This is a genomic window from Nocardioides sp. 503 (assembly GCF_004522095.1).
In the GTDB taxonomy this organism is placed as follows: Bacteria; Actinomycetota; Actinomycetes; order Propionibacteriales; family Nocardioidaceae; genus Nocardioides.
Genome location: NZ_SPUI01000004.1, coordinates 290,937 through 314,882, shown reverse-complemented (window position 1 = coordinate 314,882; position 23,946 = coordinate 290,937). Strand labels below are relative to the sequence as shown.

General features: G+C 74.6%; 26 protein-coding genes. 12 read left to right on the top strand and 14 right to left on the bottom strand.

Going from position 1 to position 23,946, the window contains the following annotated elements; all coding sequences use genetic code 11:
• Positions 1-296: 296 nt before the first annotated feature.
• Positions 297-629, bottom strand: a complete 333-nt coding sequence (locus E4622_RS15330; protein ID WP_134741086.1) for an anti-sigma factor antagonist — start codon at positions 627-629, stop codon at positions 297-299.
• Positions 630-847: 218 nt separating this feature from the next.
• Here E4622_RS15330 and E4622_RS15325 point away from each other — a divergent pair, with 218 nt between their 5' ends.
• Positions 848-3,175: a DEAD/DEAH box helicase gene (locus E4622_RS15325; protein ID WP_134741085.1), complete on the top strand. Its 2,328-nt coding sequence runs from the start codon at positions 848-850 to the stop codon at positions 3,173-3,175.
• A 28-nt stretch (positions 3,176-3,203) separates the two neighbouring features.
• On the top strand, positions 3,204-3,524 hold the full coding sequence (locus tag E4622_RS15320) for a hypothetical protein (RefSeq protein ID WP_134741084.1): 321 nt from the start codon (positions 3,204-3,206) through the stop codon (positions 3,522-3,524).
• Positions 3,525-3,545: 21 nt separating this feature from the next.
• Here E4622_RS15320 and E4622_RS15315 read toward each other — a convergent pair whose 3' ends face one another.
• On the bottom strand, positions 3,546-4,436 hold the full coding sequence (locus tag E4622_RS15315) for an NAD(P)H-binding protein (RefSeq protein WP_134741083.1): 891 nt from the start codon (positions 4,434-4,436) through the stop codon (positions 3,546-3,548).
• An 84-nt stretch (positions 4,437-4,520) separates the two neighbouring features.
• Here E4622_RS15315 and E4622_RS15310 point away from each other — a divergent pair, with 84 nt between their 5' ends.
• Positions 4,521-5,243, top strand: coding sequence for a TetR/AcrR family transcriptional regulator (locus E4622_RS15310; RefSeq protein ID WP_209021965.1), 723 nt, complete (start codon positions 4,521-4,523; stop codon positions 5,241-5,243).
• Here the strand turns inward: E4622_RS15310 and E4622_RS15305 are convergent.
• The 7 genes from E4622_RS15305 to ssd all read right to left on the bottom strand — a co-directional run bounded on the left by E4622_RS15305 (position 5,240) and on the right by ssd (position 10,050).
• Positions 5,240-5,662 carry an Rv3654c family TadE-like protein gene (locus tag E4622_RS15305; RefSeq protein ID WP_134741082.1) on the bottom strand — a complete coding sequence of 141 codons (423 nt, stop codon included), beginning with the start codon at positions 5,660-5,662 and terminating at the stop codon, positions 5,240-5,242. The genes E4622_RS15310 and E4622_RS15305 overlap by 4 nt on opposite strands.
• On the bottom strand, positions 5,659-6,021 hold the full coding sequence (locus tag E4622_RS15300) for a TadE family type IV pilus minor pilin (protein ID WP_134741081.1): 363 nt from the start codon (positions 6,019-6,021) through the stop codon (positions 5,659-5,661). The genes E4622_RS15305 and E4622_RS15300 overlap by 4 nt, the downstream gene beginning before the upstream one ends.
• Positions 6,018-6,206 carry a DUF4244 domain-containing protein gene (locus E4622_RS15295; RefSeq protein WP_134741080.1) on the bottom strand — a complete coding sequence of 63 codons (189 nt, stop codon included), beginning with the start codon at positions 6,204-6,206 and terminating at the stop codon, positions 6,018-6,020. The genes E4622_RS15300 and E4622_RS15295 overlap by 4 nt, the downstream gene beginning before the upstream one ends.
• Positions 6,207-6,348: 142 nt before the next feature.
• On the bottom strand, positions 6,349-7,062 hold the full coding sequence (locus E4622_RS15290; protein WP_245156052.1) for a type II secretion system F family protein: 714 nt from the start codon (positions 7,060-7,062) through the stop codon (positions 6,349-6,351).
• Positions 7,059-7,850: a type II secretion system protein gene (locus E4622_RS15285; RefSeq protein ID WP_134741079.1), complete on the bottom strand. Its 792-nt coding sequence runs from the start codon at positions 7,848-7,850 to the stop codon at positions 7,059-7,061. Before E4622_RS15285 ends, E4622_RS15290 begins: the two co-directional genes overlap by 4 nt.
• Positions 7,847-9,007, bottom strand: a complete 1,161-nt coding sequence (locus tag E4622_RS15280; RefSeq protein WP_134741078.1) for a TadA family conjugal transfer-associated ATPase — start codon at positions 9,005-9,007, stop codon at positions 7,847-7,849. Before E4622_RS15280 ends, E4622_RS15285 begins: the two co-directional genes overlap by 4 nt.
• Complete coding sequence (ssd, locus tag E4622_RS15275) at positions 9,004-10,050, bottom strand: septum site-determining protein Ssd (protein ID WP_134741077.1); 1,047 nt, start codon at positions 10,048-10,050, stop codon at positions 9,004-9,006. The genes E4622_RS15280 and ssd overlap by 4 nt, the downstream gene beginning before the upstream one ends.
• Before the next feature lie 123 nt (positions 10,051-10,173).
• Here ssd and E4622_RS15270 point away from each other — a divergent pair, with 123 nt between their 5' ends.
• From E4622_RS15270 to E4622_RS15255, 4 genes are all read left to right on the top strand, one after another.
• Positions 10,174-10,968: an HAD family hydrolase gene (locus tag E4622_RS15270; protein ID WP_134741076.1), complete on the top strand. Its 795-nt coding sequence runs from the start codon at positions 10,174-10,176 to the stop codon at positions 10,966-10,968.
• 78 nt (positions 10,969-11,046) lie between these two features.
• A complete protein-coding gene (locus E4622_RS15265; RefSeq protein ID WP_134741075.1) occupies positions 11,047-11,571 on the top strand; it encodes a hypothetical protein in 525 nt (174 codons plus the stop codon).
• Positions 11,568-12,935, top strand: coding sequence for a hypothetical protein (locus E4622_RS15260; protein WP_134741074.1), 1,368 nt, complete (start codon positions 11,568-11,570; stop codon positions 12,933-12,935). The genes E4622_RS15265 and E4622_RS15260 overlap by 4 nt, the downstream gene beginning before the upstream one ends.
• 4 nt (positions 12,936-12,939) lie before the next feature.
• On the top strand, positions 12,940-13,296 hold the full coding sequence (locus tag E4622_RS15255) for a hypothetical protein (RefSeq protein WP_134741073.1): 357 nt from the start codon (positions 12,940-12,942) through the stop codon (positions 13,294-13,296).
• 411 nt (positions 13,297-13,707) lie between these two features.
• Here the strand turns inward: E4622_RS15255 and E4622_RS15250 are convergent, their stop codons facing one another.
• Positions 13,708-14,436 carry an oxidoreductase gene (locus E4622_RS15250; RefSeq protein ID WP_134741072.1) on the bottom strand — a complete coding sequence of 243 codons (729 nt, stop codon included), beginning with the start codon at positions 14,434-14,436 and terminating at the stop codon, positions 13,708-13,710.
• A 34-nt stretch (positions 14,437-14,470) separates the two neighbouring features.
• On the opposite strand from E4622_RS15250, the gene E4622_RS15245 reads away from it, so the two are divergent.
• From E4622_RS15245 to E4622_RS15225, 5 genes are read left to right on the top strand one after another with little or no spacing between them, the layout of a single operon-like run.
• Complete coding sequence (locus E4622_RS15245; RefSeq protein ID WP_134741071.1) at positions 14,471-15,358, top strand: class I SAM-dependent methyltransferase; 888 nt, start codon at positions 14,471-14,473, stop codon at positions 15,356-15,358.
• 3 nt (positions 15,359-15,361) lie between these two features.
• Positions 15,362-16,474, top strand: a complete 1,113-nt coding sequence (locus E4622_RS15240) for a histidine kinase (protein WP_134741070.1) — start codon at positions 15,362-15,364, stop codon at positions 16,472-16,474.
• Positions 16,471-17,220 carry a LytTR family DNA-binding domain-containing protein gene (locus tag E4622_RS15235; RefSeq protein WP_134741069.1) on the top strand — a complete coding sequence of 250 codons (750 nt, stop codon included), beginning with the start codon at positions 16,471-16,473 and terminating at the stop codon, positions 17,218-17,220. Before E4622_RS15240 ends, E4622_RS15235 begins: the two co-directional genes overlap by 4 nt.
• A complete protein-coding gene (locus tag E4622_RS15230; protein WP_134741068.1) occupies positions 17,217-17,588 on the top strand; it encodes a hypothetical protein in 372 nt (123 codons plus the stop codon). The genes E4622_RS15235 and E4622_RS15230 overlap by 4 nt, the downstream gene beginning before the upstream one ends.
• A 29-nt stretch (positions 17,589-17,617) precedes the next feature.
• A complete protein-coding gene (locus E4622_RS15225) occupies positions 17,618-19,135 on the top strand; it encodes a cation acetate symporter (protein WP_134741067.1) in 1,518 nt (505 codons plus the stop codon).
• 39 nt (positions 19,136-19,174) lie between these two features.
• On the opposite strand, the gene E4622_RS15220 is transcribed toward E4622_RS15225, so the two are convergent.
• The 4 genes from E4622_RS15220 to nirB are packed head-to-tail and all read right to left on the bottom strand — an operon-like array spanning position 19,175 to position 23,938.
• A complete protein-coding gene (locus E4622_RS15220; protein WP_134741066.1) occupies positions 19,175-19,849 on the bottom strand; it encodes a CbiX/SirB N-terminal domain-containing protein in 675 nt (224 codons plus the stop codon).
• The gene (locus E4622_RS15215; RefSeq protein WP_280633773.1) at positions 19,846-20,943 is read right to left on the bottom strand and encodes a uroporphyrinogen-III synthase; all 1,098 of its coding nucleotides are present in this window, start codon (positions 20,941-20,943) and stop codon (positions 19,846-19,848) included. The genes E4622_RS15220 and E4622_RS15215 overlap by 4 nt, the downstream gene beginning before the upstream one ends.
• A 35-nt stretch (positions 20,944-20,978) precedes the next feature.
• Positions 20,979-21,383: a nitrite reductase small subunit NirD gene (gene nirD / locus E4622_RS15210; RefSeq protein WP_134741065.1), complete on the bottom strand. Its 405-nt coding sequence runs from the start codon at positions 21,381-21,383 to the stop codon at positions 20,979-20,981.
• Positions 21,380-23,938: a nitrite reductase large subunit NirB gene (gene nirB / locus E4622_RS15205; RefSeq protein ID WP_134741064.1), complete on the bottom strand. Its 2,559-nt coding sequence runs from the start codon at positions 23,936-23,938 to the stop codon at positions 21,380-21,382. Before nirB ends, nirD begins: the two co-directional genes overlap by 4 nt.
• Positions 23,939-23,946 lie beyond the last annotated feature (8 nt).

Here is a 23,946-nt window from a genome sequence, read left to right as displayed (position 1 = left end):
GCCAGGGATGTGGCTCAGGTCACGAACGTGCCGGAGTCTACGCACGCAAGCGGCGCTCAGGGGGACCAGGTGTGAGACACGCCACTGCGCGAGCGGCGCGCGGCTGCTCGACCACGACGGGGTTCGGCTGAGCGGCGCGAGGGCCAGGTGCCCCGCGGCGTCCCCGTACGCCCCTCGCGTCCCAGTGCCCGCCGGAAACTCACGCTCTCGGCATGAAGCTTCGTACGGGAAGCGTGAGTTTCACCGGGTACCCGGTGAAACTCCTCGGCCGCGACGAGTGCGTCGCGGGGTGGCGCTCAGGCCAGCGCCGCCTCGGCGGACTCGTGGATGACGAAGACCTTGGCGAGGCCGGTGATGCGGAAGATCTTGAGGAGGCGGTCCTGGTTGCACACCAGCTGGAGCGAGCCGTCGTGGGCACGGACCTTCTTCAGGCCGCCCACGAGGACGCCCAGGCCGGTGGAGTCGAGGAACTCCACGGCCTCCATGTCGATCACCAGGTCGTAGACGCCGTCGGCGACCAGCTCGGTGATGCGGTCGCGCAGCTTGGGAGCCGTGTAGACGTCGATCTCGCCGCCGACGGCCACGATGGTGCGACCACCGACCTCGCGAGTATCAAGAGTCAGATCCACGTTCTCTCCCAGAAGGCACCGAGTTCAAGACACCAAGATCGGGCGGCCTCCCCGACACTCGGCCAGGAATATGAAACCACGCCGACCGGTCACCTGCACAAAGAAGTAAAGAGTCGTTTTCAACCGAGGCCCCCGATCGGCCTCCGCAGCGGCACCGAGCACCGTCGTCAACGCCCCGGTCCGGCCGCGATGTCGGTGGTCTTTGCGACACTGGACAGGTGACCTCGACCGCCTCGTCCCGCGCCCGCAGCGGATCCGAGCGACTGCGGCGACTGGTCGACGTGCCGGGCCGCGAGGGCCGGCTCACCCACCTCGAGACGCTGCCCGCGCGCGCCGCCGTCGCCGCCGAGTGGCCGGCGTGGGTCGCCGAGGACGTGCGGGCCGCGTTCGGGGCCCGTGGCGTGTCGCGGCCCTGGCGCCACCAGGTGGAGGCGGCCGACGCGGCACACCGGGGCGAGCACGTCGTGCTCTCGACCGGCACGGCCTCGGGCAAGTCGCTGGCCTACCAGCTGCCGGCGCTGACCGACGTCCGCACCTCGCGCGGGCGCCGCGGGCAGCGCGGCGCCACCGTGCTCTACCTCGCGCCCACCAAGGCGCTCGCCCAGGACCAGCTCACCGGGCTGACGTCCCTGGGCCTCGACGTCCGGGTCACGACCCACGACGGCGACAGCAGCCGCGACCAGCGCGACTGGGCGCGCGACCACGCCGAGTACGTCCTGTCCAACCCCGACATGCTGCACCGCTCGCTGCTGCCGGGCCACGCCCGCTGGTCGGCGTTCCTGGGCTCGCTGCGCTACGTCGTGGTCGACGAGTGCCACCACTACCGCGGGGTGTTCGGCGCCCACGTCAGCCAGGTGCTGCGGCGGCTGCGCCGGATCTGCGCCCACTACGGCGCGGACCCGACGTTCGTGCTGGCGTCGGCCACCGTGGCCGAGCCCGCGACGGCGGCGGGCCGGCTCACCGGCCTGCCCGTGCGCGCGGTGACCGACGACGGCTCCCCGCACGGGGAGGTGTCACTGGCTTTGTGGGAGCCGCCGTTCACCTCCTACGCCGGCGAGAACGGCGCCCCGGTGCGCCGCGCCGCCTCCTCGGAGTGCGCCGACCTGCTCGCCGACCTCGTGGCCGAGGACGTGCGCACCCTCGCCTTCGTGCGGTCGCGTCGCGGCGCGGAGCAGGTGGCGCTGACGGCCGCCGACCTGCTCGCCGAGGTCGACCCGTCCCTGCCGCGCCGGGTCGCCGCCTATCGCGGCGGCTACCTGCCGGAGGAGCGCCGGGCCCTCGAGCGCTCGCTGCGCGACGGCGAGCTCCTGGGCCTGGCCGCCACCAACGCCCTCGAGCTCGGCATCGACATCAGCGGGCTGGACGCCGTGCTGATGGCCGGCTTCCCCGGCACCCGGGCCGCCATGTGGCAGCAGGTGGGCCGCGCCGGTCGTGGCGCCCAGGACGCCCTCGGCATCCTCGTGGCGCGCGACGACCCCCTCGACACCTACCTCGTCCACCACCCCGAGGCGCTCTTCGGGCGCCCGGTCGAGGCGACGGTGTTCGACCCCGACAACCCCTACGTCCTGGGCCCCCACCTCTGCGCCGCCGCCCAGGAGATCCCGCTCACCGAGCAGGACCTCCCGCTCTTCGGTGACACCGCGCCCGACGTCGTCGAGGGGCTGGTGGCGGCCGGTCTCCTGCGCCGCCGGCCCCGCGGCTGGTTCTGGACCGACCGGCGCCGGGCCGCAGACCTCACCGACATCCGGTCGGTGGGCGGCTCCCCGGTCCAGCTCGTCGAGGCCGCCACCGGCCGGGTCGTCGGCACCGTCGACGGCGGCCGGGTCCACAGCACCGCCCACGAGGGCGCCGTCTACGTCCACCGGGGCGAGACCTGGCTGGTGGAGAGCCTCGACCTCGATGAGCACGTCGCGGTCATGTCGCGCGCCGACCCCGGCTACTCCACGTCGGCCCGCGAGATCACCGACATCACGATCGTCCAGGAGCACCGTCACGACGACTGGGGCCGCTCCCGGCTCTCGCTCGGCGAGGTCGACGTCTCGCACCAGGTCGTCTCCTTCCTCAAGCGCCGCCAGCCCAGCGGAGAGGTGATCGGCGAGGAGCTGCTCGACCTCCCCGAGCGCGCGCTGCGCACCACCGCGGTCTGGTGGACCGTCCCGGACGACCTGCTCGCCGAGGCCGGCCTGACCACCCACGACCTGCCCGGGGCCGCCCACGCCGCCGAGCACTGCTCGATCGGCCTGCTGCCGCTCTTCGCGACGTGCGACCGCTGGGACATCGGCGGGGTGTCCACCGCGCTGCACGGCGACACCGGACAGCTCACCGTCTTCGTCTACGACGGCCACCCGGGCGGAGCCGGCTTCTCCGAGCGGGGCTTCGAGGCGGCCCGCGCCTGGTTGAGCGCCACCCGCGACGCCATCGCGTCCTGCGAGTGCGCCGAGGGCTGCCCGTCGTGCATCCAGTCGCCCAAGTGCGGCAACCAGAACAACCCGCTCGACAAGGTCGGCGCGGCCCGGCTGCTCGACGTCCTGCTCGGAAAGCCCTGAGACCCGCGCGGTCCAGTAGCCTCCCCCCATGTTGATCCTGGGCCTGCTCCTCGTCACGGGCGGTGCGCTGTTGATCGTCGCCGCCGTCTTCACCGCCGAGCTCACCGACGGCGGCAGGCTCGAGCTGCTCGGCACCGAGGTGGGAGCGCTGCTGCTGTTCCTGCTCGGCGTCGGCGCGGGCGTGGCCATCCTCTTCGGGATCTCGGTGTCCAAGTTCGGCGCGAAGCGGCAGCTGGCGCGTCGTCGCGAGACCAACAAGCTCAACGAGCTCAACGAGAAGCTCGACCGCGCCGACGCCGAGCGCCGTCGCGACCTCGACGACGACGACCGGGACCGCCCGCACGCCTGACCGGCACGTCGGGGCCGCCGCTCAGCGCGCGCCGGACTCCCCCTGGCCCGAGAACATCTCGGCGATCGCGGACCGCGCGCTGGTCGCCGACCGGCCCAGGAGCGTCTCCAGCGCAGGGTCGGTGACCGCGAACTCACCGGCCCGGGCCGCGCGGAACATCCCCAGCGTGAAGTCGGCGGCGAACGGCGGCATCCCCCGCTCGACCGCCGCGGCCCGCCAGACGTCGTCGGTGACGACGACGCGGGTCACCGCCCTGCCCAGGACCTCGCCGACGACGTCGGCGACGCCGGCGAGGTCGAGGACCTCCGGCGCGGTCAGGGGTGGGGTGATCCCGTCCAGCCCGGTTGCCTGCTCGGGCCCGACCAGGGCGAGCGCGGCGGCCTCGGCGAGGTCGTCGTGGTGGGTCCACGAGAAGGGGCCGTCCTCGGGCAGCTCGAGGCGGCCGGTCTCGACCGCGGCGCCGAGGTAGTGCTCGAGGGTGCTGACGTAGAAGCCGTTGCGCAGCGCGGTGAACGGGAGGCCCGCGCTCGCGAGGTGCTCCTCCGTGGCGGCATGGGTGTGCTGCGGCAGGAACTGCGAGGTGGGCGACGAGGCCTGGTGGCTGGTGTAGAGCACCCGCTCCGCCCCGCACTCGCGTGCCGCGTCGATCGCGGCGAGGTTGGCCGCCACGGCGGCGTCGCCGCGGATGGCGGCCGAGACGACGAGCACCCGGGAGGCGCCCTCGAAGGCGCTGCGCAGCGACGCGGGATCGGTGAAGTCGCCCGCGCGGACGCGGACCCCGCGCTCGGCCAGGTGCGCGGCGGCAGCCGGGTCGCGCACGCTGACCGCGACGGTGTCGGCGGGCACCCGGGCCAGGACCTGCTTCACGATGCGCGAGCCGAGTCGTCCGGTGGCGCCGGTGATGACGAGCATGGTTCCTCCAGTGAGTATCGACGGTAACATATTTTTGTTACCACCGTTATACCACTGGAAACACAGCAGCGATACCATCGCTCCATGCCCGGCGACGCCATGACGACCCAGGACGACGTCCGTGCCCGCGTGGTCGGCGCCGCGGCTCGGCTGCTGAACGAGCACGGCGCAGGCGCCCTCACCACCCGAGGGGTGGCCCAGGCCGCCGGGGTGCAGGCGCCCACGATCTACCGGCTGTTCGGCGACAAGGACGGCCTGGTGGAGGCGGTGGCCGAGCACGTGATGGCGACCTACGTCGCGGCCAAGCGGGCGGCGGTCGCCGACACCGACCTCGACCCGGTGACCGACCTGCGCGCCGGGTGGCGACTGCACGTGGAGTTCGGACTGGCTAACCCCGGGCTCTACGCGCTGATCAGCAACGCCGCCGGACGCCGCGAGCCGTCCGCGGCGACGGTGGCCGGCATCGAGGTGCTCCGCGCCCGGGTCCACCGCCTCGCGGCCGCGGGGCTGCTCCGCGTCGACGAGGCGCGCGCCCTCGACATGATCCACGCCGCCGGGACCGGCACCGTGCTGGCGCTGCTCGAGAAGCCCGTCGCCGAGCGGGACCTCGGGCTGGTCGACGCCCTCTTCGACGCCGTGGCCGGCCACCTCCTCTCCTCCGACCCCGTGCCCGAGGCCGATGACCGGCTCACGACCGCGATCGTCACCCTGGCCGCCCTCGCCCCCGACCTGCCCGGCCTGTCCGGCGCCGAGCGCAGGCTCCTGGGTGAGTGGCTCGACCGCGCCCTCGCGGCCGTCGGCGACTAGGGGTCGGCTCCGGTCGCCGAGGTCGGCAGCCGGTGCTGCGTGGTCGTGACCTGCGCCGGCCCTGCTCGGGCCTGCGCGGACGGGTCGGTGTCCTGCCCGAGCCAGCGCGGTCCGGGCGCCGTCACCTCGACGAGCACCTCGCGCCCCGCCACCACGCACGAGGCCAGCCGGGCGCCGTTGGCGGCGGCGACCTCGTCTGCGGCCGCGCACGGGTCGCGGCCACGACCGAGCACCTGCGCCCCGGCGAGCGCCGAGAGGTCGGCCGCCGCCTGAGCCTGACGGTGGGCGACGACCACGGCCGCGACCACGCCGAGGGCAGCCCCCAGCACCAGCAGCACGGCGAGGCACGACACCGCGAACAGGGTCGCGGCACCGTCCTCGCCGCGCCGTGACCCGCGCGCCCGCCGTCGAGCTGTCATGGCCCGGCTCCCTCGTCGAGGGCCACGGCCTCGGCACGCACCTCGACCCCCGGCAGGAAGCCGAAGAGGCCGCCGGGGCCCGCGACCCGGCCCGAGGCGACGGCCACCACCCGGCCGTCGCGACGACTCACCGAGACCCGGCTGCCGGCCGTGGCCACGCGCTGGCCCGCCGCCACCGCCTCGGCGTCGCTGTCGCCCCGGGCCGCCGTCCGCGCCGTCTCGCGGGCGGCGTCGACGGCGCGCACCTGCGCCGCACCGACCGCCAGCAGCCACACCAGCCCGATCGTCACGGCGACCAGCAGCGGCAGCCCGAGCGCGAGCTCGGCGGTCACGGCGCCGCGCTCGGTGCGACGCCTCATCCGATGCCCAGCAGGCCGAGCACGTGGTCGAACAGGGTCTTGAGCAGCCGGTCGCCGAAACCGCCCGTCAGCAGCTTGTAGAGCAGGCCGGCCAGGCCGGCGCCGGCGGCCGTGCCGACGGCGTACTCGGCGGTCGTGATGCCCTGCTCGTCGGTGGTGCGTCGGGCGATGCTGCGGTGCGTCATGTGCTCACTCCTGAGGATGGTGGCCGCGGTGCGGCCGTCTGGTCAGGAGCATTGGTGACCCGGCCGACAACCGGGTCGGGTCGATCCGGTGCCTGTGCAGGGCGCAGGCCCGAGCCGACGGCTGTGGACGGAAGGTGGCCGCTCACCGCGTCACGGTGCCGAGCAGCCCGGCCACCAGCGGCACGATGCCGATCAGCAGGAACGCCGGCAGCAGGCACAGGCCGAGCGGCAGCGCCGCCTTGACCCCGACTGCGCGGGCGCGGTCCTCGACGGCCGCTCGCCCCTGCATCGCGAGCTCGTCGGAGAGCCGCTCGACGGCGACCACGACCGAGGCGCCGGTGGCCTGGGACCGGGCCAGCACACGTCCGAGCGGCGCCAGGCCCGGCTCACGGGCGACCTCGGACCACACCTGGCCCGGGTCGGCGCCGAGGTCGAGGTGGGCGACGACGCGCTGCAGCCGCTCGGTCGCCGGCCCGGGCAGGGCGCGGCAGACCAGGCGCGTGGCCTCCGCGGGCGTGGCTCCCGCGCGCAGGGCCGCCGCGAGGAGCGTCACCACGTGGGGCAGCTCGCGGGCGACCCGCTCGCGGCGCCGGCGGAGGGTGGTCGGCTCGCTGCGCCCCAGCACCACCCAGGCCACCACCGCGGCGACCGGTCCGCCGACCAGCCCCGCCGTCCCGCCCACGAACAGCGCGACCCCGACGGCGGCGAGCAGCACCAGGGCGGGTCGCCAACGTCGCGACGCCTCGTCCCCCGAAGCCCGCAGAGGCGGAGCGTCGGCCGGTCCCGACCCTCGCTCGAGCGCCGGGAGCAGCAGGACGACGGCCAGCGCGGCCGCGATCGTCGCCACCCAGGTCACGCCGTGCGCTCCACGTCGCGTGCGATCGCCTCGATCCACCACAGGCCGGCGAAGCCCAGCGCGAGGCCCGCGGTCAGGCAGGCCAGGCCGAGCGGCCGACCCAGGAGGAACCCCCACGGGTCGCCGCCGGCGCCGGAGCCCATGGCCAGCGCCAGCAGCGGCAGCCCCGCGACCAGACGGGCGGTGGCGCGCGCCGAGGCCAGCTCACCGTCGACGATCCTGCGGGTCGTCTGGGCGGCGCGTAGCCCGCGCGCCACCCGGTCGACGGCATCGGCCAGTCCGGCACCGGTGCGGTGGGTCAGCTGCCACGCCGCCGCGACCAGCCTCAGGTCGTCTGCTCCCCGCAGCCCGGCGAGCTCGCGCCAGGCGGCGGGCACGTCGGAGCCGATGCGGTGCGCCTCGGCGACGGGGGCGACCACCGGCCATTCCTCGGCGGCCCGGACCAGCACCGCGCCCGGCGGCTGACCGACCCCGAGGTCGGAGGAGAGGTGCTCGCAGAGCTCCAGCACGCGGTGCGACGTGGCCCGCGCCGTCACCCGGTCGCGGCGGGCGCGCAGCAGCACCACCGCGGCGACGCCCGCCCCGGCGGCCAGCACCGCCAGGACCAGCGCCTGCCCCGGCAGCAGCGCGACCGCCGCTGCCGGCGCCGCCGCCGTCCACCACCACCAGCGGGGTCGCCGGCCGTCGTCTGCCGGGCCCGGCGCCCCGGGACCGGGCGGCCAGACCAGGAGCACCGCCAGGACCGCGGCGACGACCGCCACCGCGACCCAGGACCGGGGGTCCGTCATGCGGCGCGGGCCGCGACCAGCGCGGCGAGGTGCTCCTCGGCCGGCCCGGCGCGCGCGGCCCCGGCGGCGTCGACCTCGACGGCGGTCTCCATGGCGACCAGCCCGTCGGTCCCCCGCCACGGGACGGCGACCTCCGCGAGCCGGCGGCGCCCGTCGCGCCCGCGGGCCAGGTGGAGCACGACGTCGACCGCCGACGCGAGCTGGCTGTGGGTCGCGGCCCGACCGAGCCCGGCCGCGAGGGCGAGCGCCTCGACGCGCGCCGGCACGTCGGCTGCGGAGTTGGCGTGCAGGGTGCCGCAGCCGCCCTCGTGACCGGTGTTGAGGGCGGCGAGGAGGTCGACGACCTCCGCCCCACGCACCTCCCCCACGACGAGCCGGTCCGGCCGCATCCGCAGCGCCTGGCGCACCAGCGAGCGCACGTCGACGCGACCCGACCCCTCGACGTTGGCGGGCCTCGCCTCCAGCCCGACGACGTGGGGGTGCTCGGGTCGCAGCTCGGAGGAGTCCTCGACGAGCACCAGCCGCTCCGCGGGCGCGACCACCGAGAGCAGGGCGGCCAGCAGCGTGGTCTTGCCCGTGCCCGTGCCGCCACTGACCAGGAACGCCAGCCGGGCCGACACCACTGCCCGCACCAGCCGCGCCGACGCGTCGGTGAGGAAGCCCGTCGCGACCAGCTCCTCGACGGTGAACACCCGCCGCCGCGGGACGCGGAGCGAGATCAGCGTGCCGGGCCGAGCGAGGGGCGAGAGGACCGCGTGGAAGCGGGTCCCGTCGGCCAGGCGCAGGTCGACGAAGGGGGCGGCGTCGTCGAGTCGTCGGCCGGCGGCGCCGGCCAGGCGTTGGGCCAGGCGGCGTACGGCGTCCTCGTCGGGCAGCCGCACGTCGGTCACCTCCAGACCTCGACCCCGGTCGAGGTAGACCGGGCCGGCGCCGTTGACGAGCACGTCGGTCACGTCCGGCAGCCGCAGCAGCGGCTCCAGCGGACCGGCGCCGACCACGTCGCGACGCAGCGTCTCGTAGACCGCGAGCACGGTCGCGTCGCCGACCGGCCGCCCGGCGGTGCGCAGCGCCTCCGCCACGCGGTGCGGCGTGAGCTCGCCGGGCTCGCGGGCCAGCCGGTCGCGCACCAGGCCGACGGCACCGGGGTCGACGCTCACGCCGCGCGACCCATCACCGCGACCCGGTCGAGCACGTCGGCCGCCGCTCGCCCGAGCTGGCCGCGCCGGGACCGCACCGGGCCCAGCCCCAGGTCGATCGCCTCGGCGAGGCCGCGCTGGTCGGACATCTCGGCCAGCACCGGGACCCCGGTCGCCTTGGCCACGTCGCGCGGGTCGAGGCCGTGTCCACGCACGACGAGGCGCAGCTGCGGACCGCGGCCCAGCTGGGTCGCGAGCCGGGCGGCGGAGGCGACACCGGCCACCGTCGGCTGCACCACGAGGAGAACCAGGTCGCAGCGGGCCACGACCTCCTCGAGCACGGGCGGCGCGGAGCGCGGCAGGTCGACGACCACGACGTCGTGACCCCGCCGGGCGGCGGACAGCGCCTCGCGCACGGCGAAGGCCTGCAGCGAGCCGGCCGTGCCGGCGTACCAGGACAGGACGCCCAGCGAGCCGCGCTTGGGCAGCGCCTCGCGCAGCGCACGACCGCTCAGCCGGCCGGTCGTCTGGCACAGCGCGTCCCACCGGAAGCCGTCGTGCGACTCCAGGCCGAGCACCCGGTCGACACCCGGGCCCAGGGGGTCGCAGTCGATCACCACCGCGTGGCCGCGGTGGGCCGCGACCTGGCCGAGCGCACAGGCGAAGGTGGTGGCCCCGGCTCCCCCGGAGCCGCCCACGACCCCCACGACGAGGCTGCGCGCGGGCGCCTGGTCGCCGAGGTCGGTCAGCGTCTCGGTCAGCCAGGTGTCGGAACGCGGCAGCTCGGTGACACTCTCGGCGCCGAGCGCCAGAGCCGTGCGGAACAGCTCGTGGGGCACCTGGCCCCAGCTCACGACGTGCACGCCGGGGCGGCGGGTCGGCCCCAGCAGGGACGTCTCCTCCGCGGCGTCCGCACCCACCAGCACCAGGGGCGCGGAGGTCCAGGAGCGGAGGGCGGCGCCGGAGTCGCTGGCCACCTCGGGGGTGATCCCGGCGGCCGCCGCGAGGCGCAGCAGCTCGTCGAGGAGGGTCTCGTCACGGGTCACGAAGAGCGGAGAGGTCATGGCACCAGCGTCCTCGCGCACGCCGACACCGCAACCGGGCCGCGCGCCGCCTGTGGACAACCCATGCGGCAACCCACGCCTGTGCGTCCCGAGCGGCCCGTACCGGCCGCCTACGATGGACCCATGGCGCAGACCGCGGCCTTCTTCGACCTCGACAAGACGATCATCGCCAAGTCGAGCACGTTCGCCTTCTCCAAGCCGTTCCAGGCGGGAGGGCTGATCTCGCGACGCGCCGTGCTGCGCTCGACGTACGCCCAGTTCGTCTACATGGTCGGCGGCGCCGACCACGACCAGATGGAGAAGATGCGGCAGTTCATGTCGCAGCTCTGCGCGGGCTGGGACGTCGCCACGGTGCGCGAGATCGTCGCCGAGACCCTGCACCACATCGTCGACCCCCTGGTCTACGACGAGGCGGTGTCGCTGATCGAGGAGCACCGCGCCGCGGGCCGCGACATCGTGATCGTGTCCGCGTCGGGCAGCGAGCTGGTCGAGCCGATCGGGGAGATGCTCGGCGCCGACCGGGTCATCGCCTCGCAGCTGGAGATCGTCGACGGCCGCTACAGCGGGGAGATCGACTACTACGCCTACGCCGGCGAGAAGGCGGTCGCGATGCGCCGGCTGGCCGAGGAGGTCGGCTACGACCTGGCGGAGAGCTACGGCTACAGCGACTCGGTCACCGACGTACCGATGCTGGAGGCGGTCGGGCACGCCCACGCCGTCAACCCCGACCGCGAGCTACGTCGGATCGCCCAGTCAAAGGGCTGGCCGGTCCTGGTCTTCACCCGGCCCGTGGCGCTGCGCAGCCGCCTGCGGCTGCCTCCCGCGAAGCCCACCCTCGCCGTCCTGGCGCTCGGGGGTGCCGTCACCGCGGGCGGGCTGTGGTGGGCGACCGCCCGACGCCGCCGCCTCGGCGCCTGACCCGACACGCCGCGAGGGCCCGCGCAAGACGGAACCTTCCACCTGCCGCGACCACCCGCGCACCCCTAGCGTCAGCCCATGACGTCCGCCCAGCCGCACGAGCCCGGCCCCCTCGACGCGGGTCGCCCGCGACGTCCCACCGTCGCCCTGCGGGTCGCGGTCACCCACGCGGAGACCACGCGTCGCGTCGACATCGAGCTTGCCGGCGCGCAGTCGGTGGCGGTCGAGGACGGGGTCTCCACGAGCTTCCCGACCGACCAGCTCTGGCCCACCATCCGCGAGCTCCTGCCGCCGGTCGGGCCCCTGCGCGAGGATCCCCAGGGGCGTCCCGCGCCCGAGCCCCGCGAGCCGGGTCCCGGCTTCGTGCAGGCGTGCGAGGCCTCGGTCGTCATCGCCACGGTGGTGGGTGAGGGCGACCGGCTCGGCAGCGTCGTCGTCCGCAGCTGGCTGACCACCGCCGACGAGCTGTGGTCGGTCGAGCAGCACGGCGACGGCAGCACCACGATCCGGCCGCAGGCCCCCGGCGCCGTCGCGGACCTCGTGATCTGGGACGTCACCGGCGCCATGGAGGCGCTCGTCCGGGCGCTGGAGGACGCGTCATGAGCGTGGTCACGCACGGGATGGACACCGCCGCCGGGCTGGCGGCGAGCGGACAGCTGGAGAACGGCGCCCAGGAGATCAAGGAGCTGGCGACCCGGCTGGACGCGCTGCTGTACGCCTTCGACTGGACCGGTTCCGACGCCGACCGCACCCGCGACTCGTGGCAGGGCGTCGAGCGGCCCAGCCTCGACCAGGCCGCCCAGCACCTCACCGGCCTCGCGCTGCAGATCCGTCAGGAGGCCGAGGCCCAGGACGCCACCTCCGACTCGGGCTCCGGTGGCGGCACCACCGTGGCGGGCGGCGCGCCGAGCACCCTCGAGCAGACCAAGCAGGGCGGACTCGGCGCCTGGCTGGGTCAGCACCTCGGCGCGTTCTTCTCCGGGATCGGCCGCACGCTCGACCACGCCGGTGGCCTGGTCGGCAAGATCGGCGACGTCCTCACCGGCAAGGAGGACTGGTCCGTCGCCGAGATCGCCGCCAGCGCCCTGGCCACCGCCGGCGCCGGGGTCGGCAGCGTGGTCAACCTGGTCACCGGCGAGGACGAGCGCTGGTTCGGCGAGGGACGCGGACTGGCCGGCACCCCCGTCGACGCCCCCACCGACCCGACCGCGGCCGGGCCCTTCCAGCCGGCCGTGACCCGCCCGACCGACCTGCCGTCGCTGATGCAGGGGGTGGCCGACGGCTACAACGTCGGCATGGCGCCCGGCAGCGACGGCGACGTGCGGATCACCAAGGTCGACAACGGCACCGGCACGCCGGCGTACATCGTGGCCATCCCCGGCACCGAGAGCTGGTCGCCCTCCGCGGGCGGTCAGCCGCGCGACCTCTCGGCCAACCTCGGCCTCGTCGCCGGCAACCCCACGGCCGCCGCCGAGTCGGTGCGTCTGGCGATGGACAACGCCGGCATCCCGGCCGGCTCGCCGGTCATGTTCGTGGGCCACAGCCAGGGCGGCATCATCGCCGGGCAGCTGGCCTCGGACCCCGCGATCGTCGAGCGCTACGGCGTGACGCACGTGCTGACGTACGGCGCCCCCATCGACCACATGCAGGTCGCTCCCGGCGTGCAGGTGCTCCAGATCCAGCACGGCAACGACTGGGTGCCGCGACTCGACCTCGGCGGCGTCACGACCTCGGGCCAGTTCCCCACCCCGGCGAGCACGGTGACGCTCGACAGCCCCAGCCACGTGTTCGACCCCGCCACCAACCACTCCTACCAGGAGTACATCAGCTCCGTGCGCGAGCAGATGGCCGCCGGCGGCGCCGACGCGGCTACCCTGCAGCAGTACCAGTCCACGCTCGCGCCGTTCCTCGTCGGTCCCGGCGGGTCGGCGACCGCCGTGGACGTTCCGGTGAGCCGAGGGGACTGACGCCATGGGTCTGCTGTCGCGAGTCTTCGGCAGCCGCCCGGACGAGTCGTCGGTGACCCACGCCGTGGGCGACGCGGTGGCAGCGCTGACCGGCGTCTCGTCGCACTCGCTGACCTACCACCACCAGCAGTACGGCGGCGGCTCGCTCCACGGCGTCGTCGACGTCGCCGACTCCCCGACGTTCCTGGCTGTGCTCCGCACCGCGGTCGCGACCCTCGCCGACGTGCTCGGCGACGACGTCGACCGGGTGACGTTCTACCTCTCCGGCCGTACGCCGGACGGCGAGCCGGTGCTGCCGGGCGACCTCGGCACCAGCCAGCCGCCCCTGGGCCGCGAGCTCCGGGCGCGTCTCGCCCCCTGAGCGAATGTCAACCCTTGTACCCGCTGCCCGAGGGGCGTAGAACTGGGAACAGACAACTCAAGAGCAGCACGCGAGCCCGGTACCCACGCGGCGATCTCCCTTCTTAGAGGGCGCTGTCACCGGGGTCTTCCCGGAGCAGCATTTAGACGATGCACGCTTGGTAGCCTCGTGCTCACGTGTCAGCGGTGGCGTTCGGGTCCTCGAGACCCGGGCGCCACCTGCATGCTGGTCGCTGGGTGCTGCTCCTGCCGTTTCCCCAAGGTATGCAGGCGAAGCCGCACTTCCCTCGGTCGACCGCCGCCCCGGTGCCAGGTCGACGACGACCTACCTAGCCCGAACGTCACTTCCCTCGCGTTGCACACCGAGGGAAGTGACAGCTTCCCTGCATACCTTGGGGAAACTGCGCGCGCCTCAGCCCGCCGCCCGCCGCAACGGACTGGCCTCGGCGCCGGCGGCGAACGCCTCGGCGGCGTAGAGCACCCACGCGTGCATGCCGGCCGCGCCGCCCTCGGCGTAGCCGACGAGGTTCGACTCGTACGCCGGCCGCAGCGCGAGGTGGCCGGCCTCGGGAACGACCAGCGACTTCTCGTCGACGCCGCGGGCGACGATGACCAGGCGCTCGGCGGCGCGGGCGACGACGCCGTTGTGGGAGGCGAACGGCGCCGCGGTGACGAGCTCGCCGTGGATGAGCGCCGCGACGAGCAGGGCCGGCGCGTCGGTGGGGCGCGTCAGCAGGGCGCCGATGTCGCGCAGCCGGGCCGCGGACTCGGCGTCGCGCGGGCGGCCACGCTGGTCGTCGGGCAGCGACCCCGACGACACCAGCGCGTGCAGCCGGGCGAAGGCCTGGGCGGGGCTGCGACCCACGAGCGGCGCCAGGCCGAGGATCTCGGTCGACATCCGCAGCACGTCCTGGGCGGTCTCGTCGCCGGCGCCCTCGCGCACCTGCGCGAGGGTCGAGGACGAGCCCTCCAGCACCGCGCTGGCGTGGGCGCCGCGCAGCAGGGACTCGGCGGTGGTCTCCGGGGAGGTACGCCGCAGCCCCCGGTCGCGCAGCATGACGTCGATGCCGTCGCGCACGGCGGCGTACGCCGAGGGGACGCCTTCGAGAGACACCAGCCACGCAAGGGGATCGGAAGCCACGGCCGAAGGCTATCCGCGGGTAGCCTCGACCCCGATGACCGACCACCTGCCTCCCGCCCGCTCCTTCGGGAGCGTCGCCGACGCCTACGACCGCGGCCGCCCCACCTACCCCCGGGACGCCGCGGCCTGGCTGACCGCCGAGCAGCCGCTCACCGTGCTCGAGCTCGCGGCCGGCACGGGCAAGCTCACCGAGCAGCTGGTCGCCCTGGGGCACGACGTCCACGCCACCGAGCCCGACGCCGCGATGCTCGACGTGCTGCAGCGCCGGCTGCCCGACGTCCGGGCCTCGCTCACCGGCGCCGAGGACATCCCCGCGTCCGACTCCTCCTACGACGTCGTCGTGGTGGCGCAGGCGTTCCACTGGTTCGACCACGAGCGCGCGCTGCCCGAGATCGCGCGGGTCCTCAAGCCCGGAGGCCACCTCGCGATCGTGCGCAACGACCGCGACGAGCGCATCCCTTGGGTGCGCAAGCTCGGCCGCATCATCGGCTCGACCGGCCGCGACGACGTCGACCCCGTCGCGGTGCTCGCGGGCTCGCGCCACTTCCGCAGCGCCGAGGAGCAGGACTTCAAGCACTGGCAGACCGTGCACCGCGAGTCGATCCAGGACCTCGTGCGCTCCCGCTCGGACGTGATCGCCCTCGACGAGGAGGCGCGCGTCGCCCGGCTGGCCGACGTGCTGGCTCTGTACGACGACTACGGGCGCGGCATGGACGGCATGCAGCTGCCTTACGTCACCCGCTGCTTCCGCGCCACCGTCGTCGACCGGCCCGAGCCGGACCCGCTGACGATCGAGCGCCCCTCCGACCGGCACGACGACCGGCAGGGCGGGCATCGCGACGGCGACCACGACCCCGCCGACGGGCCGGTCCCGCCGCCCACGGACGACGACAGCGGCATGCTCCTCATCGACTTCCGCTGAGCCATGAGGGCCTGGCGGCGGACCCATCTCGGCACCGAGGCCGACCGCGCGACGTTCCGCACGCTGCACCGCGCGTCGCTGGCCGCACCGGCCCTGCGTGAGGGGCTGACCACCGACTCGGCCGAGCGCTCCATCCGCCACCTGCGCTCGCTGCTCGGCACGCCCGCGATGGCGCTGACCGACACCGCCGCCGCCCTCGCCTGGGACGGCACCGGCCAGCACCACACCGACCAGGCGGCCGCGCTGGTCGCGGCCACCCTCGACCGCGGCGCGACCCGGGTCTTCGACCGCTCCGACCTGCAGTGCGAGGAGACCGGCTGCCCCGTGCGCACGGCGGTCGTCAGCCCGCTGGTCGTCGAGGAGCGGATCGTCGGCACCCTGCAGGCCTTCGCGCCCTACCCCACCGCCGGGCTGGCGCGCGCCGCCGACGAGGTGGCGCAGTGGGTCTCGGGTCAGCTCGAGCTGGCCGAGCTCGACGCGTCGCGCACCCGCGCGATCGAGGCGGAGGTGCGGGCCCTGCGCGCGCAGATCAGCCCGCACTTCATCTACAACTCGCTGGGCGCCATCGCCAGCTTCGTGCGCACCGACCCCGACCGCGCCCGCGACCTGCTGATGGAGTTCGCCGACTTCACCCGCTACTCCTTCCGCAGCCACGGCGACTTCACGACGCTGGCCGAGGAGCTGCGCTCGGTGGAGCGCTACCTCCTGCTGGAGCAGGCGCGCTTCGGGGAGCGGCTGCGCGTGACGCTGAGCATCGCGCCCGAGGTGCTGCCGGTCGCCGTACCCTTCCTCTGCATCCAGCCCCTCGTCGAGAACGCCGTGCGCCACGGCCTCGCCAACGTCGAGGGCGCCGGGCACGTGCGCATCGGGGCGCTGGACCGCGGGCAGGAGTGCGTGATCGAGGTGGAGGACGACGGCGTCGGCGAGGACCCCGACAAGGTACGGCGTGCGCTCGCCGGCGACACCGCGCTCGACTCGGTCGGCCTGGGCAACGTCGACAGCCGGCTGCGCAACACCTACGGCGACGACTACGGCCTGGTCGTCGAGACCGCGCCGGGCGCCGGCACCAAGGTGATCGTGCGGGTGCCGAAGTTCGCGCCGGGGGTGCAGGTGTGACGCCGCCGCTGCTGCGGGTGCTGGTCGTCGACGACGAGCGGCCGGCCCTCGACGAGCTCGCCTACCTGCTCTCGCGCGACGAGCGGGTCGGCGAGGTCCGCACCTGCGACTCCGCCGCCGAGGGGCTGCGCACCCTGCAGCAGACCGACGTCGACTGCGTCTTCCTCGACATCCAGATGCCCGGGCTCACCGGCCTCGACCTCGCGCAGGTCCTCTCGCGCTTCCGCAGCCCGCCGCCGGTGGTGTTCGTGACCGCCCACGAGGCCCACGCCGTCGAGGCCTTCGAGCTGCACGCAGTCGACTACGTGCTCAAGCCGGTGCGCGCCGACCGTCTCGCCGAGGCCGTACGGCGCGTGGTGGCGGGCGGCGACCGGTCACCGGGCCCCAGCCAGGACGCGCAGATCCCCGTCGAGCGCGGCGGGGTGACGCGCTTCGTGGACCGGGCCGACGTCACCCACGTCGAGGCCCAGGGCGACTACGCACGGCTGCACACCGCCGGCGGCTCGCACCTCATCCGCACCCCGCTCTCCACGCTGGAGGAGGAGTGGCGCCCGGCCGGGTTCGTGCGCATCCACCGCTCGCTGCTGGTCGCGCTGGCCCACGTGCGGGAGGTGCGCATGGACTCCGGCCGGTGCTCGGTCGTGGTCGGAGGCCCGCCGGGGGCGGCGGACGTCGTCGAGCTGGGCGTCAGCCGCCGCCACACCCGCGAGCTGCGCGACCTGCTGCTGCACCGCGGGGAGTCGTGAGCGAGGGGCGGCCCGAGCGGGTGCGGGTGACGGGGCCGCCCCGGCGGCACGCCCCTCGCGCGCGGACCGGCGACATCGACGACGAGACCCGGCTCGGCCACGTCTACCTCGGCTCGCTCCTGCGCGAGCAGCTGCGGCTGGCCCTGCGCACGATCGCGCTGCTCGTGGTGAGCGTGGGCAGCCTGCCGCTGGCCTTCCACCTGCTGCCGCGCCTGTCCGCCGTACGCGTGGGTCCGGTGCCGCTGGCGTGGCTGCTGCTCGGCGCGCTCGTCTACCCCCTGCTGGTGCTGCTCGGCTGGTCCTACGTGCGGAGGGCCGAGCGCAACGAGCGCGACTTCGCCGAGCTGATGAGCGAGGCCGACGGATGAGCGCTCGATGAGCACCCGATGAGTCCTCGATGAGCACCGAGAGCGTGACCGGCCTGGTCGCGGTGGTGCTGGTGACGGTCACGACGCTGCTGATCGGCACGTGGGGACTGCGGTTCTCACGGACGACGAGCGACTTCTTCGTGGCGTCCCGCTCGGTGCGGCCGGGGCTCAACGCGTCGGCGATCGGTGGGGAGTACCTCTCCGCCGCGTCCTTCCTCGGTGTCGCCGGGCTGGTGCTGACCTTCGGCGCGGACATGCTGTGGTACCCGATCGGCTGGACCGCCGGCTACCTCCTGCTGCTGGTCCTCGTCGCCGCGCCCCTGCGTCGCAGTGGCGCCTACACCCTGCCGGACTTCGCGGAGGCCCGGCTGGGGTCGCGGCGCGTGCGCACGCTGTGCTCGGTGATGGTAGTGGCGATCGGCTGGCTCTACCTCCTGCCGCAGTTCCACGGAGCCGGGCTCACGCTGCGCGCCGCGGTCGGCGCCCCGACGTGGCTGGGGCCGGTGATCGTCGGGCTGGTGGTGCTGGCCAACGTGTCCTCGGGCGGGATGCGCAGCATCACCTTCGTGCAGGCATTCCAGTACTGGCTCAAGCTCACCGCCCTGCTCCTGCCGGCCGCCGTCCTGCTCGTCGTCTGGGCGGGCGAGGGCGCGCCGGGCAGCCGGATGCCGGCCGACGCCGACTGGTCGGTCCCGCTCGCGAGCGGCGGCACCGAGGGCCTCTACCTCACCTATTCGCTCATCGTCGCGACGTTCCTCGGCACGATGGGGCTGCCGCACGTGGTCGTGCGGTTCTACACCAACCCCGACGGCCGCGCCGCACGCCGTACGACGCTGGTGGTGCTGGTGCTGCTCGGCGTGTTCTACCTGCTGCCGCCGGTCTACGGCGCGCTCGGGCGGGTCTACGCCACCGAGCTCGCCGCGTCCGGCCGCTCGGACGTCCTCGTGCTCGAGCTGCCACGGCTCATGGTGCCCGGTGTCGGGGGCGAGCTGCTGGCCGGACTGGTGACCGCCGGGGCGTTCGCGGCGTTCCTGTCGACGTCGTCGGGCCTGGCCATCGCGGTGGCCGGCGTGCTGAGCCAGGACCTCACCCCGCGGCTGCTGCGCGCGCGACGGCTGTCGGGCGTGGCGGCGTTCCGCGTCGGCGCGGTGATCGCGGTGACGGTCCCGCTGGCGGTGGCGCTGGCCCTGCCGAGCGTCGGCGTCGCGCGCGCCGTGGGGCTGGCCTTCGCCGTGGCGGCCTCGACGTTCTGCCCCCTGCTGCTGCTCGGGATCTGGTGGCGCGGCCTCACCGACGTCGGCGCGGTGGCCGGGCTCCTCGCCGGCGGTCTGGGCTCCGGGGTCGGCGTGCTGTGGACGCTCGTCGACGGCTCCTCCGACGGTTGGCCGGGCGTGCTGCTCGAGCAGCCCGCCGCGTGGAGCGTGCCGCTGGCGTTCGTGACGATGGTGCTGGTCTCGCGTGCCACCGCCTCGCGGGTGCCCGCCCACGCTCGGCGGTTCATGGTGCGGCTGCACACGCCCGAGGCGCTCGAGCTGGACCGGGGGTAGGCGGAGCAGGTTTTTCAGCAGATGCTGGTAAACCTGCTCCTACGCCGACCGCCGCACGGCGTCGAGCGCGAGCGTCCGCTGCGCGATGAGGTCGGCGACGAGAGGGTCCGGTCCGATGACGTCGGCGACGAGGACGGCGCCGGCGTCGAGCGACTCCGACCGGGCGCGGTCGGCGAAGTAGCCGGGCGAGAGCAGGTACGGCGACACGACGTCGCCGGGCCGCACGACCTCGGCCGGGCGGCTGCCGAGCGCGGAGAGGGTCGCGACCTCGACCGGGCCGTCCCAGAGTCGGCCCAGCAGCTCGGCGGCGCGCGTCAGGTCGCGGGTGGCGAGCGGGTCGGAGGAGCCGGCGGCGACCATCACGAGCCGACCCGCACCGGGTGACGCACCGGCCGACACCAGCCGCGCCAGCTGCACCTCGGCGATCCGCTGGTGCGGCCCGAGCGGGCGGCCCAGCACCAGCGGCCCGCCGGCGGCCTCCGCCATCCGCGGCAGGTCCTGGCGGACGTGGAAGCCGGTCGACAGCAGCAGAGGCACGACGACGGTGGCCTCGGCCGAGGCCGCCACGACCGCCTCGAAGAGCGGGTCGGACAGCTCGACGTAGGAGCACACCGCCTCGACGCCGAGCCGCTCGCCGGCCGCGGCGGTCAGCTCGCGCGCCACCTCGTTGCCGGACGCCTTGCGGGTGCCGTGCGCGACGGTCACGAGCCTCATGTCGCCACCGCGAGCCGGTAGCCGCGCTTGACGACGGTCTGCACGATCTTGGTGCCGACGGCCGCGCGCAGCCGCGCCACCGCCATCTCGACGGCGTGCTCGGAGCCGGCGATGCCCGACGGCAGCGCGGCGAGCAGCTCGCGGCGCGACACCACGTGGCCGGGGTTGACCAGCAGCGCCTGGAGCACGGCGAACGGCGCCGCCGAGAGCTTGACCTCGACGCCGTCGACCAGCACCTCGTCGCCGTGCAGCAGCAGGGTGTGGCCGGCCACCTCGAACGACGAGCCGGACGTGCGCGAGGGCAGCTCGGTCTCGAGCTGCTTGACCATCGCGGCCAGCCGGGAGCGGTCGGGGTAGATCGTCGGCACGCCCCACATCTCGAACGCCGCCGCGGTGACCGGGCCGACGCAGGAGGCGATCACGTCGGCCTGGAAGGCCCCCACGACCTCCTCACGGCGGCCGGTGGAGCCGGCCGCCTGCATCAGCGCGGCGACGGCCGGCGCGGAGGTGAAGGTCACCGCGTGGACGGTACGGTCGGCGATCTCGTCGACCAGGTGGAACATCGGCCCCGGGTCCTCCGCGCTCGCGACCCGGTAGACGGTGACGGTGGTGACGTCGGCGCCGCGCCGGCGCAGCGCGTGCGCGACCATCGACAGCGACTGGCCGTGCTCCTGCACCACGATCCGCAGTCCGGTCAGGTCACGGCCGCGGAGGTGCTCCAGCACGTCCTCGAACTCTTCCGACTCCGGCGCCCACAGCTCGCGCAGGCCGCGGCGCCGGAGGGCGCCCACGCTCTTGGGGCCGCGCGCCAGGATCTCGGACCGGCCGAGCGCGGCGAGCAGCTCGTCGAGCATCCCCCAACCCTCGGCCGCCGCGAACCAGCCCTTCATGCCGATGCCGGTCGTCGCCAGGAAGACGTCGACCGGCTTGCTCAGGACCTCCTCGGTCGCGGCGCGCAGCGAGGCGTCGTCGACCTGGTTGGGCTCGGTCGACAGCGCCGGGGCCCACACGCAGGTGGCGCCGCGGCGCTCGAAGAGCTGGACCTGCTCGTCGACCTTGCGCGCGGCGGTGACCCCGATCCGGTAGCCGGCCAGGGGCAGCGTGGCGCCGACCGTCGCGTCGGTCTCCTCTACGAGCTCGATGTGCCACCTCCCGTCAGCCTGGCGGCCGGCTCGTCGATGAGCCCGCCGATGAGCACCGTGCCGTCCTCGGTCACCTGGACGTCGTACGTCGGGACCCGCACCGCCGCGTCGTCGAGGCACTGCCCGGTGCTGAGGTCGAACGCCTGCTTGTGCATCGGCGAGGCCACGAAGGTGACCTCGTCACCCTCGACCGTACGTGTCCCGACGATCCCACGGGCCAGCACCGACGCCCGTGAGTAGGGATCGTAGTTGGACAGCGCGAACACCCGGTCGTCGTAGGTCCGGAAGACCGCCACGGCCTCGCCCGCGACCAGCGCCAGCACGCCGCCCTCGGGCTCGATGTCGTCGAGCCGGCAGACGGTCGTGTACGTCGCCGCGTGGGTCGTCGTCATGACGTCACCGCGGGCGCGCCGACTCCGATGGTCGCGCCGAGGACCACCGGCCCGGCGGAGTCCCCCGGCGCCGGCTGGCCGCGCTCCTCGCGGAACGTGATGTGCGGGTCGGGGACGTCCGGGGCGTTGACGAAGGAGACGAACCGGGCGAGCTTGTCGGGGTCGTCCAGCGTCGCCCTCCACTCGTCGAAGTAGCCGTCCACGTGGGCCTCGATCGCCGCCTCCAGCTCGCTGCCGAGCCCGAGGGAGTCCTCGACCACGACCGCGCGGACCCGCTCGATCCCCCCGTCGAGCGAGGCCATCCAGGGCGCGGTGCGCTGGAGGCGGTCGGCGGTGCGGATGTAGTACATGAGGTAGCGGTCGAGGTAGCGCACGAGCGTCTCGGTGTCGAGGTCACCGGCGAGCAGGACCGCGTGCACCGGCGAGGCGCCGCCGTTGCCGCCGACGTAGAGGTTCCAGCCCTTCTCGGTGGCGATCACCCCGAAGTCCTTGGCGCGCGCCTCGGCGCACTCGCGGGCGCAGCCGCTGACGCCGCCCTTGATCTTGTGCGGCGACCGCAGGCCGCGGTAGCGGTTCTCCAGCATGATCGCCAGCGAGGTGGAGTCCTGGACGCCGTAGCGGCACCACGTCGAGCCCACGCAGGACTTCACGGTGCGCAGCGACTTGCCGTAGGCGTGGCCCGACTCGAAGCCGGCGTCGACCAGGCGGCGCCAGATGGCCGGCAGCTCCTCCATGCGGGCGCCCATCAGGTCGATGCGCTGGCCGCCGGTGATCTTGGTGTAGAGCCCGAAGTCGCGCGCGACCTCCCCGAGCACGATCAGCCCCTCGGGCGTCACCTCCCCGCCGGCGATCCGCGGCATCACCGAGTAGGTGCCGTTGCGCTGGATGTTGGCGAGGTAGGCGTCGTTGGTGTCCTGCAGCGTGCCGCGCCCGGTCTCGAGGACGTGCCCGTTGAGCTGGCTGGCCAGGATCGAGGCGACGGTCGGCTTGCAGACGTCGCAGCCGCGGCCGCTCCCGTGGCCTCCCACGACCTCGTCGAAGCTGCGGTAGCCGTGCACGGCCACGACGTCGAAGAGCTCCTGGCGGGTCAGCGCGAAGTGCTCGCACAGGCTGCGGTCGACGACCTTGCCGACCGAGGCGAAGTGGTCCTCGACGATCTTCTTGACCGTCGGCTTGCAGGAGCCGCAGGTGCTCCCGGCTCCGGAGCACCTCGTGACGCAGGTGGCGTCGGCACAGGGCTCCTCCGCCCGGGCCACGTGGTCCAGGATCGTCGCCTTCGTGACGTTGTTGCACGAGCAGACGACCGCCTCGTCGGGCAGCCCGATCTCGGGCACGCCCCGGCTCGCCGGGAGGATCAGGTCCTCGGGGTTGGGAGGCAGCTCGATGCCGCTGGCGACCATCGGCCGCAGCACGCCGTATGCCGACGCGTCGCCCACCAGGACGCCGCCGAGGAGGTGCCTGCCGTCCTCGGAGACCACGAGCTTCTTGTAGTGCCCGGCGACCGCGTCGGCGAAGACCAGCTCCAGCGCGCCCTCGGTGGCGGCGTGTGCGTCGCCGAAGGAGGCCACGTCGACGCCGAGGAGCTTGAGCTTGGTGGACATGTCGGCGCCGGTGAACTGGCCGGGACCTCCGAGCAGGGCGTCGACGACGACCTCCGCCATCGCGTAGCCCGGCGCGACCAGCCCGTACATCCGCCCTCCCGGCGCCGCGCACTCCCCGATCGCCCAGACGTGCGGGTCGGAGGTGCGGCACCGCTCGTCGACCAGGACGCCGCCGCGCTCGGCGAGGTCGAGCCCGGCGTCCCTGGCGAGTGCGTCCCGCGGGCGGATGCCGGCGGAGAAGACGACGACCTGCGCCTCGATGGGCTCGGCGTCCTTGAGCTGCAGACCGGTGACGCGGTCCTCGCCCAGCACGCCCTCGGTCAGGGCGCCGGTGTGGACGGTGAGCCCGAGCTTCTCGACGTGACGTGCGAGGGTCGCCCCGCCGGCGGCGTCGACCTGCACGGCCATCAGCCGCGGCGCCATCTCGACCACGTGGGTCTCCAGCCCCAGCTGGGACAGGGCGTTGGCCGCCTCCAGCCCGAGCAGCCCGCCGCCGATGACCGCCCCGACGGTGGCCACCGAGGCGGCCTCGCGGATCGCCTCGAGGTCCTCGATGGTGCGGTAGACGAAGCAGCCGGGCAGGTCGCGCCCCGGCACCGGCGGCACGAACGGCGTCGCGCCCGTGGCCAGGACCAGCTCGTCGTAGACCAGCACCTCGCCGGTGCCGAGGAGCACCGTCTGCGTCTCGGGGTCGACGGCGTCGACGGAGGTGCCCAGGACCAGCCGCACCCGCGGGTCGTCGTACGCGCCGCCCGGGAGGAGCGACAGCCCGTCGGCGCCGACCTCGAAGAACGACGTCAGCGCCACGCGGTCGTACGCCGCCCGCGGCTCCTCGCCGACGACGACCACGTCGTAGGTCTCGGTGAGGCCGCGCTCGATCGCGGCCTGCACGAAGCGGTGGCCGACCATGCCGTGGCCGGCGACGACGAGCGTCTTCCTGTGGTGCGGTGACATGGGATCTC